A 12,859-nucleotide genomic window follows, 5' to 3' on the forward strand; every position below is an offset into this window, starting at 1 on the left:
TGTGGCGCGCACCCGTGGGGCACGCGGCACAGCAGGTCCTATAACACTTTCGACGACGCCGTCAGCGCCGCTCCACTCACCGCCCGGTCAGACCTCCGCCGCCCTGTCCAGGGCAAGCGGGTCGACCAGGCCGCCTTCATCGTCCAGCCGCCCCTGCGCCATCCGGGTCGCCTTCGCGGGGACCGGCGGAACCAGGTCGGCGACGACTCGGAGCGCACTCAGCACGTCGTCGGGCCTCACGGTAGGGGTTGTCTGCCGTACGACCGTCATGAGTATCCCACACGGCTGTGACAAATCTCGTGCATCGTGTCCGGCGTCGCTCGAATGCGCCCCTGCCTGCGCCCCGACCTCGGCCGACACGATCGCCGGCCGCACGTCCAGGATCTTCTTCCCGTCCTTGGTCAGCCTCTCGACCTCGACGGATGCCGAGGCCATCAGCGCGGTCACGGCTTCGGTCAGCTCTTCGGGCGACACGCCGGGCAGCTCGACCCGCCAGGCGCTGGCCTCGATCCGCTCGGGCAGCGTGCCGCCGGAGGACTGGACGACCTCCAGCACGTCCAGCCCGGGCGGCAGCACGGCGTCCAGGGCGGTCCGCAGCGCCTCCGGGTCGACCTGGTCGACGACGGACACCTCGACGTACTCGGCCTCGCTCGCCACGCCCGTGGGCGCCGCGCCGACCCATGACACCTTCGGGTGAGGGCTGAAGCCCTGCGAGTACGCCATGGGCACGCCCGCCCGACGCAGCGCGCGCTCGAACGTGCGCGCGATGTCACGGTGTGACGTGAACCGCAGCCGACCGCGTTTGGCGTAGCGCAGTCGGAGCTTCTGCACAGGTGCGGCCGACGGGTTGGGCTGCTGCTGGCGGCTCAGAGCTACTCCCCTTGGGTGCCGGGTGGCCCGCGACGGGGTGAGCACCCCAACGGTCCACGCTCCTACTCCACGAGGACGGTACCTTGGACCTGTTCGGCGCCGTTGCGCTTGTCTGCTCCGCCCGCTCTGGCTACGGTCCGGCAGCAGCACCCCGATCGACGGTCCGCCCCCGTCACCCGGTCCAGCCTGGAGGTCCCCCGTGCCTCTGCACCGCCGCGTCCGAGCGGTCGCGGTCAGCGCGGCGCTGCTCGCGTCCGGCTGCTTCTCGGTGACCGCGGCCGCGGCCGGGCCCGAGACGCAGGCCGCCGCGGTCGACTGCGTCCAGCCCGGTCCGACGCTGCGCTACCTGGTCGTGTTCTCCCCCGGCACCAGCGCGCCGCTGGCCGACGCCCAGATCACCGCCGCGTGCGGCACGACCGCCCACTACTACCCGCAGATCGCGGTGGCCGTGGCCGTCTCGCCGGACCCCCGGTTCGGGCGGCACATCGGCCCCGACCGGGCGTACAGCGCGCAGGCCGACGGCCTGTCGAAGCGCGACGGCGCGCCCGCCAGGCAGAAGAAGAAGGACGACGAGACGGCCGGAGCGCGCGCGGCGGGCGGCACGGCGGACCGCACGGCCGAGCAGTGGGACATGGACCTGATCCGGGCGGCCGAGGCGCACGCGGTGAGCACGGGCAGCCGGGACGTGGTGGTGGGCGTGCTCGACTCGGGCATCGACCCGACGCACCCCGACCTGGTCGGCGCGCTGGACCCGGCGCTGTCGGCCGGCTGCACGTCCGGCGTGGCGGACCCGTCCCCCGCCGCGTGGGCGCCGACGACGTCCGGGCACGGCACGCACGTGGCGGGCACGATCGCGGCGGCCGACGACGGCCTCGGCACGACGGGGGTGGCGCCCGGCGTGCGGATCGCGTCGGTGAAGGTCGTGGACGACGCCGGGTTCATCTACCCGGAGTACGCGGTGTGCGGGTTCATGTGGGCCGCCGAGCGGGGCATGACCATCACCAACAACAGCTACTTCATCGACCCGTGGGTGTTCACCTGCCAGGACGAGCAGGGCCAGTCCGTGGTCTACGAGGCGGTGCGCCGGGCGGTCGAGCACGCGTCCGGTCGCGGCGTGCTCACGGTGGCGGCGGCGGGCAACGCGGCGGCCGACCTGACCAAGCCGGGCCGGGACGCGCTGAGCCCGACCAACGCCGCGCCGGAGGACGTCAAGCCGCGGCCGGTGGACAACACGTGCCTGGTGCTGCCGGCGCAGCTGCGCAACGTGGTCGCCGTGTCGTCGGTGGGCGCGGACAAGGTGAAGGCCGGGTACAGCTCTTACGGGCTCGGCGCGGTGGACGTGACCGCGCCCGGCGGCGACCGCAGGCAGGCGCCGGACGACGGGCGGAGCGGGTGCGTGCTGTCGACCGTGCCGGCCGCCGGGTACGACTACTCGTGCGGCACGTCGATGGCCGCGCCGCACGTGTCCGGGGTGGCGGCGCTGCTGGCGTCCGCGCACCCGGGCGCCACCGCGCTCGACCTGTCGAAGATGCTCAACGCGCAGGCGGAGACGGTGCCGTGCCCGGCGGACTACGACCTCAACGGCACGGGCGTGCAGGACGCGTTCTGCACGGGCCACTCGGAGTACAACGGCTTCTACGGCCACGGCCTGGTCGACGCGCTCGCCGCCGTGCGGGAGTAGGTCAGGCCGAGTACTGGTCCTGGTGGCGGCGCAACGCGCCGGCCAGGTCCGCGCGACCGGCGATGCCGAGCTTGCGGTAGGCGCCGGACAGGTGCAGCTCGACCGTGCGGCGGGTGAGGAACAGGGCCTCGGCGATCTGCCGGTTGGTCAGGCCCTGCGCGGCCATGCCGGCGACGCGGGTCTCCTGCTTCGTCAACCCGTGCGCGGTGCCGTGCGCGGTGGCCGGCTCGCACGCGCGCAGCTCCGCCGCGGCACGGCGGATCAGCGGCTTGGACTCGCACCGGGCGCTGAGCTCGACGGCCAGCCGCAGGTGCGGGATGGCGCGTTCGGCCTGGCCGCGGCGGCGCAGCCGGGCGCCCAGTTCGAGCAACGCCTCGGCGTGCAGGAGGCGGGCGACGGACCCGGTCAGGTAGTCCACCGCCTTGAGCAACGCGCGGGTCGCGGCTTCGTCGTCGGTGGTGAGGCCGACCGAGACCAGCGCGACGCCCATGGCCCGGGGCGTGCCCCAGCGCTTGGCGCGGGAGAGGTCCTCGGCGGCCAGCCGCGCGGCGGCCTCGCGGCGTCCCAGCGCCAGGTGCGCCCGCACGGCCGCCGACCGCCACGGCAGCACCGCCGGACTGTCTATTTTGGACGCGGTGAGCCTCCGGCCGCACTCGAGCAGGTCCGCGAGCGCGCCGGCCGGGTCGTCGGTGGCGAGCTTGAGCCTGCCCCGCGCGAACAGCGTCACGTTGTGCTGGAACAGCTCCGGCAGCTCGTCGGCGAAGCCGTGGCGCGCCAGCAGGTCACGTGCCTCGTCGAACCGGCCGAGGTCGACCAGCACCTCCGCCAGCCTGGCCGCGCACAGGATCGCCATGGGGCACACCGCGACCGCGCCCAGCTCGTCGAACAGCCGCAGCTGCCACTTGAGGAACGTCTTGGCGCGCACCAGGTCGCCGCGGGCGAGGAAGTCCATGCCGTGGGCCATCGACACGACGGTGCCCTTGCGCAGGTGGTAGTCGTGCGGCTCGGCCTCGCTGCCGATCATGCGGCGGAACCGCTCGGACAGGTCGGGCGCGTCGGCCATGAAGCACGTGCTGACGGTGAACACGAACGGCTGGACGAACACGTCGACCCGGTCGCCCTCCAACGCCTCGGCCGCGTGCCGGACGGCGTCCTCGGCCGACTCGCCGCGCAACGCGTGCCCGAGGGACAGCAACGCGGAGTGGACCTGACGCAGCCTCGGCGAGCGCGGCACCTCCGATTCCAGCTCGTCGGTGAACATGCTGGCGCGCAGGGCGAGGCCGACGTCGTTGCCCGCGCTGGCCAGGTACGCCAGGACCCGCAGCTCCCACGACTCGTCGTGCTCCTGCGACGTGAGGCGGGACACCAGTTGCAGGCCGATGGACACCGCCAGCCGGGCTTCCGGTCCGCTGCACAGCCGCAGCAGCATGGTGACGGCCTGCCCGGCGGCGGAGCGGGCGTCGTCGGCGTGCGCCAGGGCGTCCCGGAGCCGGTCCATGCCCGCGGCCGGGTCGACCAGGAACGTGATGTGCACCAGTTCCAGCTGCACGGCGAGCCGTTCGTCGGAGGACAGGCGTTCCTCCAGCGCGCGCTCCAGGTAGTCCTGCGCGGCGTCCAGGCGGTCGTCGTAGGTCGCCTCACGTGCCGCGCGACGCAGGATCTCCACGCCCCACGGGAGCGGCACAGCGCGCGCTCCGCGCAGGTGTTCGGCGATCCGCTGGTCGGGCGCGCCCGCGTCCCGCAGCAGCACGGCGGCGCGCGCGTGGTCGGCGGCCCTGGTGGCGACGGGCAGATCGGCCAGCACGGCGTTGCGCAGGTACGTGTGGGCGAAGCCGAGGACGTGGTCGTCGCGGAACACGCACAGCCGCACCAGGCCGTCGATGAGCCGCAGCGCGCGCCGGGGTTCCACGTCCGCCATCGCGGCCAGCCGGTCCGCAGTCGCGTCCTCCCCCAGCACGGCCGCCGCGCGCACCACCTCCGACGCGCCCTCGTAACGGCCCAGCCGCACCCGCAGCGCCGCGCCGATCTCCGCCGAGCCGAGCGCGTGCACGTCGGCGGCGGTGGCGCCCGGCCGCAGCTGACCGGCCAACGCCCGCAGCAGCTTGGGGTTGCCCCTGGTCACCTCGCGGCACGCCGCCGCCGGCCCGTCACCGACCAGCGCGGCGACCGCCGGCACGTCCAGGCCGGTCAGCTCGACGTGCTCGTGGTGCGCGGCCAGCAGGTCCGGCAACGTCACCTCCCCGACCGGCGACTGGCCCGTGGTGGCGGCCAGCACGACCGCCAGCGGCCGGTCGGAGACCCGGCGCAGCACGAAGGCCAGGCAGCGCAGGGACCAGCTGTCGGACAGGTCGACGTCGTCCACGGCCAGCAGCAGCGGCCCTCGACCCAGCGCGGCCAGGACCACGCGGTGGAACCAGTCCAGCGGCTCGGCCGGGCCGTCGTGCAGGCCCTGCGCCAGCCTGGTGATCACGCCCCCGCGCAGGTCGCTCTCCAGCCGCGCACCGGTCGCGGTCGCCACCGTGAAGCCGAGGTCGCGCGCGTCGTCGGCGATGGCGCGCAGCAGGGCCGACTTGCCGATGCCGATCTCACCGGTGACCAGCAGGGTGGTGGTCCGGCCGGCGAGCGCGCCGCGCAGCGCCGAGCGGGCGGCGCGCAGTTCGCGGTCCCGGCCGGGCAGGGTCGGGTTCGATGCCGTCACCGGAGAGCTCCGATCTGCTGCGGCGCAGCCGGGGCGGTGGATCGCCGACCACCACGGTAGGACACCTGTCCACTCCCTTCGGTACCGAAGGCCCGCGATGGCGGTCGCGGAATTTCCTTCGGTGCCCTCCGTAGAGACGCGACGCCGGGCTTCGACCAGAATCGAGGCCCGACTTCCGCGAGCCGATTCACCCGGACTCGCGAACAATGCGCGCGCCCCGATCCCGGAATTCCTCCCGGTCGATTCGCGACGACCTTTTTCAGTGCCACTCCCGCAACGCCCGGCGCAGGATCTTCATCGCGGTGTAGACCCGCGACTTCACGGTGCCCTCAGGTATGCCGAGCACCACCGCCGCCTCACGCACCGTGCGACCGCGCACGTAGGTCTCGTAGATCGCGGCGCGGTGTTCCTCGCCGAGCCTGCCGATCACGTCGTTGAGCACCATGACGGACAGCCGCTGCTCGGTCTGATCGGGCACCTCGACGGTGTCCGGGCTGGTCAGCTCCACTTCACGAGGTCTGGCCCGCCTCGTGCGCCACCCGTCGATGACGATCCTCCCGGCCACGGTGAGCAGCCAGCCGCGCAGCATCCGCGGGTCGCGGACCAGCGTCTCGGCGTTCTGCCACGCACGGATCAACGTCTCCTGGACCACGTCCTCGGCCCACTGCCGATCACGGCCGACCAGGCCGAGCACGTGGGCGTACAACCCGCCCTTGAACTGCTCGTACAGCGTGGTGACGAGTTCTTCACCGGACCGCTCGCCACTCATCCCGACACTGCCCGCTGAATTCATGAGGCAATCAACCTCCCGGAGTTCGCGCGCGGCGGGGCGAATGAGACTTCCGCGAAGGTACTACAACTCGGGATCAGCGCCGGCACTCCGCGCGCTTGATCCTGTGATGTAGATCACACGTCTTAATTGAACGTTCCGTCGAACCGTCGCACCCGGAGTTCGTAGTTCCTCTTCAGAGGGTGTACCGCGCCATTAACAGGGGGTGCGCACGTGGTGCTCGCAGTCTCGGAACACGATGTCGGGGTGTGGCAGGTCGCCACGATGTCCGGCCGGGTGGCGTACGTGGCGATGTGCCTGGCCGCGTGCTGGGGCGTGCTCACCGCCACCGGCTGGGTGCGCCGGATCACCGGCCGGGCCGCGTTGCGCGCCACCCACCAGGTGCTGGCGACGTTCGCGGTGGTCATGGCCGGGGCGCACGCGGTGTCGTTCCTGTTGCTGGACAACGGCTCCCTGGCGGCCTACCAACTCGTGGTGCCGCTGGTCGGCGGCGGCGAGGTGCGGCACGCGCTCGGCGTGGTGGGGCTGGAGCTCATGGTGGCCGCGTCGGTGACGGCGGCGTTGCAGCGCACGGTGTTCTACCGCGAGTGGCTGCGCCTGCACCGGCTCGCGTACGTGGGCGTGTGGCTCGGCGCGATGCACGCGTGGCTGGGCGCTTCCGCGAGCGGCCACGTCGCCGTGGTGTGGCTGGGTGGCATCACCGTGCTGATGCCCGCGGTCACGCTGACCGTGCTGCGGTTCCTGCCGCCGCGGCTGCTGGTGCGGATCGGCCTGATCGCGGCCGACCCGCCGCCGCCGGTCCGGGAGGAGCCGACCGGTGTCCGGGTCGCGGTCGACCACGGGCGGTGCCGGCACTACGCGTTGTGCCAGGCGCAGGCGCCCGGCGTGTTCCGGGTGCTGGACGACGGGCGGCTGCGCTACGCGCGCAACCCCGACGCCGACCAGGCGCCGCAGGTGCGTGCGGCGGCACGCGTGTGCCCCATGCGCGCGATCCGGGTCGACGCGGCCGAAGCCGGCCCGTGAGCCGGGCCGTCAGCTCCGGGCCGTCAACTCCGGGTTGCGCACCGGCGAGCCCTTGCCCACCGGCGAGATCGGCAGCAGCGTCCGCCCCGTCGGCCCGACCTCGATGTCGGTGCCCATCGCCGGGCACACACCGCAGTCGAAGCACGGCGTCCAGCGGCAGTCGTCCTGCTCGCGCTCGTCCAGCGCGTCCTGCCAGTCCGCCCAGAGCCATTCCTTGTCCAGCCCCGAGTCCAGGTGGTCCCAGGGCAGGACTTCCAGCTCCTCGCGCTCACGCGTGGTGAACCAGGCCAGGTCCACGCCCAGCGGCGGCAGCACGGCTTCGGCGGCCTCGACCCAGCGGTCGTAGGAGAAGTGCTCGGACCAGCCGTCGAACCGGCCGCCCTCGCGCCACACCCGTTCGATCACCAGGCCGATGCGCCGGTCGCCGCGCGACAGCAGCCCTTCGATCAGCGACGGCTTGCCGTCGTGGTAGCGCATGCCGATGTTGCGGCCGAGCGAGCGGTCGGAGTTCACCGCCTCGCGCAGCAGGCGCAGCCGGTTGTCCACGGTCTCCGGGTCGCACTGCGCGGCCCACTGGAACGGCGTGTGCGGCTTGGGCACGAACCCGCCGATGGAGATCGTGCAGCGGACGTCCTTGCGGCCGGACGCCTCGCGGCCCGCGCGGATGACGTTCTTGGCCATCTCGGCGATCTGGACCACGTCGTCGTCGGTCTCGGTGGGCAGGCCGCACATGAAGTACAGCTTCACCTGCCGCCAGCCCGCGCCGAACGCCGCGCTGACCGTGCGGATCAGGTCTTCCTCCGACACCATCTTGTTGATCACTCGGCGGAGTCGTTCGCTGCCGCCCTCGGGCGCGAACGTCAGGCCCGAGCGGCGGCCGTTGCGGGACAGCTCGTTGGCCAGGTCGATGTTGAACGCGTCCACCCGGGTCGACGGCAGCGACAGGCTGGTGTTCGTGCCCTCGTAGCGGTCGGCGAGGCCCTTGGTGATCTCGGCGATCTCCGAGTGGTCCGCGCTGGACAGCGACAGCAGGCCGACCTCCTCGAACCCGGTCGCCTCCAGGCCGCGCTGCACCATCGCGCCGATGCCCTCGATGGACCGCTCGCGCACCGGGCGGGTGATCATGCCCGCCTGGCAGAACCGGCAGCCGCGCGTGCAGCCGCGGAAGATCTCCACGCTCATCCGCTCGTGCACGCTCTCCGCGAGCGGCACCAGCGGCTGCTTCGGGTACGGCCACGCGTCGAGGTCCATCGTGGTCCGCTTGAACACGCGGTACGGCACGCGCTCGCGGTTGGGCACCACGCGCTGGATGCGGCCGTCGGGGAGGTACTCGACGTCGTAGAACCGGGGCACGTACACGCCGCCGGTCTCGGCGAGCCTGGTCAGGATCTCGTCCCGACCGCCGGGACGGCCCTCGGCCTTCCACGCGCGGACGATGTCGGTGATCTCCAGGACGGCTTCCTCGCCGTCGCCGAGCACGGCCGCGTCGATGAACGGCGAGATCGGCTCCGGGTTGAACGCCGCGTGCCCGCCCGCCACCACGATGGGGTGGTCCTCGGTGCGGTCGGCGGCGTGGATCGGGATGCCGGCCAGGTCGAGCGCGTTGAGCAGGTTCGTGTAGCCCAGCTCGGTCGCGAAGCTGACCCCGAGCAGGTCGAACGCGCCGACGGGCCGGTGCCCGTCCACGGTGAACTGCGGCACGCCGTGCTCGCGCATCAGCTTCTCGAGGTCGGGCCACACCGCGTAGGTCCGCTCGGCCAGCACGTCCGGCTGCTCGTTGAGGACCTCGTACAGGATCATGACGCCCTGGTTGGGCAGCCCTACCTCGTAGGCGTCCGGGTACATCAACGCCCACCGCACCGCGGCGGCGTCCCAGTCCTTCAGGGTGGCGTTGAGCTCCCCGCCGACGTACTGCACCGGCTTGGACACCCTCGGCAGCAGGGGTTCCAGGGCGGGGAAGACCGACTCGACACTCACGCCGACCAGGGTAACGGCAGTGCCCGCACGCGTCAGAACAGCGGTCCGGTGAGGGTGAGGCCCAGTTCGGTGCCCGGCCCCGCGTACAGGCCGAAGAACATCAACGCGCCGCCCGCGAGGGCCACGTCCTTGTTGAACTGGATCATCTCCGCCTGCTTGGCCTGCGGGTCGGTCTCCTTCCAGAAGGGGTGCATGAGGAACGCCGTCGGCAGCAGGAACAGCACCAGCAGCAGCGCGCCGAGATCCGCCCACACGCCCAGGAGCAGCATCAACCCGCCGACGACCAGGAGCACGCCGCTGCCGAACGTGGCGGCTTTCGCCGACGGGACGCCCTTGGACGCGGCGTAGCCGGCCATGGCCGCGGTCTGGGTGAGGTGGCCCACCGCCGAGCCGAAGAACAGGAAGACGAACAGGATCCGGCCGATGAGTGCGATGACGTCCACGACGACCTCCGGTGCTCGGGGTTCGTCCAGTGTTCAACCAGGTCAGGTCAACAGCAACTTGCCGAGCCTGCGTGAGGCGACGACCACCCCGATGACCACCATCACCGCGAAGTACGCCACGTGCGCCAACGCGCCCCAGCCGACGTAACCCGTGGTCAGCGCCCTCATCAGCTCGATCGCGTGGTAGAGCGGCGTCCACTGGACCACGGTCTGCAACCAGCCCGGGTAGACCGACAGCGGGTAGAACGTGGTCGAGAACAGGAACAGCGGCATCACGGCCAGCTGCACGAGGTCGAAGTCCTGCCACGAGCGCAGGTAGGTCGCCGCCGCCATGCCGACCGCCGCGAACGCCAGCGCGACCAGCAGGCACGCGGGCAGCGCCAGCACGGCCCAGGGCGAGTCGAGGAGCCCGAACCCGAGCATGACCGCGATGAACCCGGCCGAGTACAGGCCGCCGCGGATGAGCGAGAACGTGGCCTCGCCGACCGCGATGTCCACCGGGCCGAGCGGGGTGGCCAGCACGGCGTCGTACGTCTTGGCGTACTTGAACTTGAAGAACAGGTTGAACGTCGCCTCGAACACCGCGCCGTTCATCGCCGAGGCCGCCAGCAGGGCGGGCGCGACGAACGCGGCGTACGGCATCGGCCCGCCGGGGCCCTCGACGGTGGTGACCAGCTGCCCCAGGCCGAAGCCGAGGGAGAACAGGAAGAGCAGCGGCTCGAAGAAGCCGGACACGACCGACATCCAGGCCCGGCCGCTGACCAGGAAGGACCGTTCGACCAGGGCGTGCGCGCGGCCCGCGTACAGGCCGGGCGGGATGATCCGCCAGCGCAGGCCGACGGACCGGCCCGGGGCGGACGGCGCGCTCGGGACGGCCCGGTCCGCACCGGTCGAGGTCTCGCGGGTCATCCGGTCAGCCTCCGGTGGAAGTGTCGGCGGCCCAGCACCACGCCGAGCGCGATCATGGCGGACAGGCAGGCGACGTGGCCGACGGCGGGCGCCAGGCCCAGCGTGCGGAACGTCGCGCCGCGGGCCAGCTCGATGCCGTGCCAGGTGGGGGTGAGCCAGGCCAGCGGGTGCAGCCAACCGGGCAGCTGGCTGAGCGGGAAGAACGCGCCGGTGAACAGGATCATCGGCATCAGCACGAAGCGGAAGACCGCGTTGAACGAGTCCGGCTTCGACCTGGTCGCGGTGTAGGCGACCATGGGCGCGCTGAACGCCATGCCCGCGAGCACCGAGAACGGCACGGCCAGCAGCGCCGACGGGCTCGTGATCGCGCCGAGGGCGACCGCGATGCCGAGGAACACCGCGGAGCCCGCGGCCAGGCGCAGCGCGATCCACAGCAGCTGGCCGTGCAGCACCCGTGCGGGCGTCATCGGGGTGGACACCACCGCGACGTACGTGCGCTGCCACTTGAACGCCGAGAACACCGCCCACGAGGACTCGAACATGGCGTTCTGCACCGCGGTGACGACCAGCAGCGCGGGTGCGAGGAACACCACGTACGGGTGGCCGCCGGTGGCTTCGCCCGCTCGTACCTGCGACCCGAAGCCCAGGCCCATGGCCAGCAGGAACAGCACCGGCTGGAGGAAGTTCGTGATCACCGTGGCCCGCCAGTTGCGGCGGTACCAGGTCCAGTGGTGCTCCACCGCGATCAGCGCGGCGCGCCACGTGCCGACGACGTGCGTGCTCATCTCAGTCCACCAACGTCCGGCCGGTCAGGCGCAGGAACACGTCCTCCAACGTGCTGCGGCGCACCAGGCTGGACACGGGCCGCACGCCCCGCGCGTGCGCCGCGGCCAGCGCCGCCTCGCCGTCGGAGGTGTAGAGCAGCACCCGGTCCGGCAGCACCTCGACCCGTTCGGCCAGGTCGCGCACCGCGTCGCCGCTCTGCTCGCCCGGTGGGAAGCGCAGTTCCAGCACTTCCTTGGTCGAGTAGCGGCGGATCAGCTCGGACGGCGAGCCCTCGGCCGCGATCCGACCGCCGTCCATCACCACCAGCCGGTCGCACAGCTGCTCGGCCTCGTCCATGTAGTGCGTGGTGATGATCAGCGTGACGCCGGACTGCTTGAGCCGGAACAGCCGGTCCCACAGCAGGTGGCGCGCCTGCGGGTCCAGGCCCGTGGTCGGCTCGTCGAGCAGCAGCAGGTCGGGGTCGTTGACCAGGGAGCGGGCGATGGTGAGCCGCCGCTTCATGCCGCCCGACAGCGGCTCCACCTCGGCGTCGGCGCGGTCGGTGAGCTGGGCGAACTCCATCAGCTCCACGGCGCGCTCGCGCACCGCGGCCCGGGACAGGCCGAAGTAGCGGCCGTAGACCTGCAGGTTCTGCCGGACGGTCAGCTCGGTGTCGAGGTTGTCCTGCTGCGGCACCACGCCGATGCGCGAGCGGATCCTCGGGCCGTCGGTGTCCGGGTCCAGGCCCAGCACCCGCAGGTCGCCACCGGTGCGCGGTGACACGCACGACACCATCCGCATGGTCGAGGACTTGCCCGCGCCGTTGGGGCCGAGGAAGCCGAACGCCTCGCCCTTGCTCACCTCGACGTCGATGCCCCGGACGGCTTCGAACGAGCCGAAGTGCTTGGTCAGGCCCTTGGCGTGGACGAGGGTGGGGGTCACGTTCGTCACGTTAGCGGCGAGGTCCGACATTCCCGGAACCGTTTTAGGGTGGCGCCGTGGAGATCGACCTGAGTTGGCCGCTCGTGGCCGACGAACGACTTCGGTCCGAAGTGCACGAGGTGCTGCACGCCGTGGTGGCCGCCGGCGGTGCCATCGGCTGGCGGGAACCGCCGGGGCGTGCGGAGACCGACGCGTGGCTGGACAGCGTGCTCGCGTCGCCTGCCGACGGCGCGCTCGTCGTGGCACGGGTGGACGGCGTGCTGCGCGGCACGGCGACGTGGCGGCGGTCCGAGAGCGAGGTGTTCGAGCACATGGCCGAGGTGCGCCGGGTCACGGCTCACCCGGCGGCGCGTGGGCTCGGGCTGGGCGCGCGGCTCCTGGGCGCCGTGATCGAGCACGCCCGTGCGGCCGGGTTGGAGATGTTGACGCTCGGCGTGCGCGGGAACAACCACGGCGCGATCCAGCTGTACGAGAGCCTGGGCTTCCGCGAGTGGGGCCGCCTGCCGAACGTGATCTCGGTCGGCGACTTCCGGTTCGACGACGTGCGCATGTACCTGCCGCTGGGCCACCGCGAGGGCGTCGTGCTGCACGGCTCGGCCGCGGGCGGTCTCGGCTCGTCTCCGGCGCGTGCTTCGGTCGGCGGTTAGTCCGGCCCTGGTTGCACGACCGCCGGCCCGGTCGACCCTGGCGCGGGGGGGGGGGGGGGCCCCCCCCGGGGGGGGGGGGGGCGGGGGGCGGGGGGGGGGCGGGGGGGCGGGCGC

At 72.5% G+C, this 12,859-nt stretch carries 11 protein-coding genes; 3 read left to right on the forward strand and 8 right to left on the reverse strand.

The window, feature by feature from the left end:
• Positions 1-87 precede the first annotated feature (87 nt).
• Complete coding sequence (locus tag LNK82_RS05570; RefSeq protein WP_230565851.1) at positions 88-831, reverse strand: TIGR03936 family radical SAM-associated protein; 744 nt, start codon at positions 829-831, stop codon at positions 88-90.
• Between the two features lie 238 nt (positions 832-1,069).
• On the opposite strand from LNK82_RS05570, the gene LNK82_RS05575 reads away from it, so the two are divergent.
• A complete protein-coding gene (locus LNK82_RS05575) occupies positions 1,070-2,551 on the forward strand; it encodes a S8 family peptidase (RefSeq protein WP_230565852.1) in 1,482 nt (493 codons plus the stop codon).
• A 1-nt stretch (position 2,552) separates the two neighbouring features.
• Here LNK82_RS05575 and LNK82_RS05580 read toward each other — a convergent pair whose 3' ends face one another.
• Together LNK82_RS05580 and LNK82_RS05585 are read right to left on the reverse strand one after the other, a co-directional pair.
• Positions 2,553-5,249 carry a LuxR C-terminal-related transcriptional regulator gene (locus tag LNK82_RS05580; protein ID WP_230565853.1) on the reverse strand — a complete coding sequence of 899 codons (2,697 nt, stop codon included), beginning with the start codon at positions 5,247-5,249 and terminating at the stop codon, positions 2,553-2,555.
• 259 nt (positions 5,250-5,508) lie between these two features.
• Positions 5,509-6,018, reverse strand: coding sequence for a sigma-70 family RNA polymerase sigma factor (locus LNK82_RS05585; protein ID WP_230565854.1), 510 nt, complete (start codon positions 6,016-6,018; stop codon positions 5,509-5,511).
• Between the two features lie 267 nt (positions 6,019-6,285).
• Here LNK82_RS05585 and LNK82_RS05590 point away from each other — a divergent pair, with 267 nt between their 5' ends.
• On the forward strand, positions 6,286-7,062 hold the full coding sequence (locus LNK82_RS05590) for a ferric reductase-like transmembrane domain-containing protein (RefSeq protein WP_230565855.1): 777 nt from the start codon (positions 6,286-6,288) through the stop codon (positions 7,060-7,062).
• A gap of 9 nt (positions 7,063-7,071) precedes the next feature.
• Here the strand turns inward: LNK82_RS05590 and LNK82_RS05595 are convergent, their stop codons facing one another.
• From LNK82_RS05595 to LNK82_RS05615, 5 genes are read right to left on the reverse strand one after another with little or no spacing between them, the layout of a single operon-like run.
• A complete protein-coding gene (locus LNK82_RS05595) occupies positions 7,072-9,039 on the reverse strand; it encodes a TIGR03960 family B12-binding radical SAM protein (RefSeq protein ID WP_230565856.1) in 1,968 nt (655 codons plus the stop codon).
• Positions 9,040-9,071: 32 nt separating this feature from the next.
• The gene (locus LNK82_RS05600) at positions 9,072-9,482 is read right to left on the reverse strand and encodes a DoxX family membrane protein (RefSeq protein WP_230565857.1); all 411 of its coding nucleotides are present in this window, start codon (positions 9,480-9,482) and stop codon (positions 9,072-9,074) included.
• Positions 9,483-9,524: 42 nt separating this feature from the next.
• Positions 9,525-10,391, reverse strand: a complete 867-nt coding sequence (locus LNK82_RS05605; protein WP_230565858.1) for an ABC transporter permease — start codon at positions 10,389-10,391, stop codon at positions 9,525-9,527.
• Positions 10,388-11,176, reverse strand: coding sequence for an ABC transporter permease (locus tag LNK82_RS05610; RefSeq protein ID WP_230565859.1), 789 nt, complete (start codon positions 11,174-11,176; stop codon positions 10,388-10,390). The genes LNK82_RS05605 and LNK82_RS05610 overlap by 4 nt, the downstream gene beginning before the upstream one ends.
• 1 nt (position 11,177) lies before the next feature.
• Positions 11,178-12,098, reverse strand: a complete 921-nt coding sequence (locus LNK82_RS05615) for an ABC transporter ATP-binding protein (protein ID WP_230565860.1) — start codon at positions 12,096-12,098, stop codon at positions 11,178-11,180.
• 56 nt (positions 12,099-12,154) lie between these two features.
• Here LNK82_RS05615 and LNK82_RS05620 point away from each other — a divergent pair, with 56 nt between their 5' ends.
• Positions 12,155-12,745: a GNAT family N-acetyltransferase gene (locus LNK82_RS05620; protein WP_230565861.1), complete on the forward strand. Its 591-nt coding sequence runs from the start codon at positions 12,155-12,157 to the stop codon at positions 12,743-12,745.
• Positions 12,746-12,859: the final 114 nt, after the last annotated feature.

Origin of the sequence: Saccharothrix luteola (assembly GCF_020859565.1) — a bacterium.
Classification (GTDB): Bacteria; Actinomycetota; Actinomycetes; order Mycobacteriales; family Pseudonocardiaceae; genus Actinosynnema; species Actinosynnema luteola.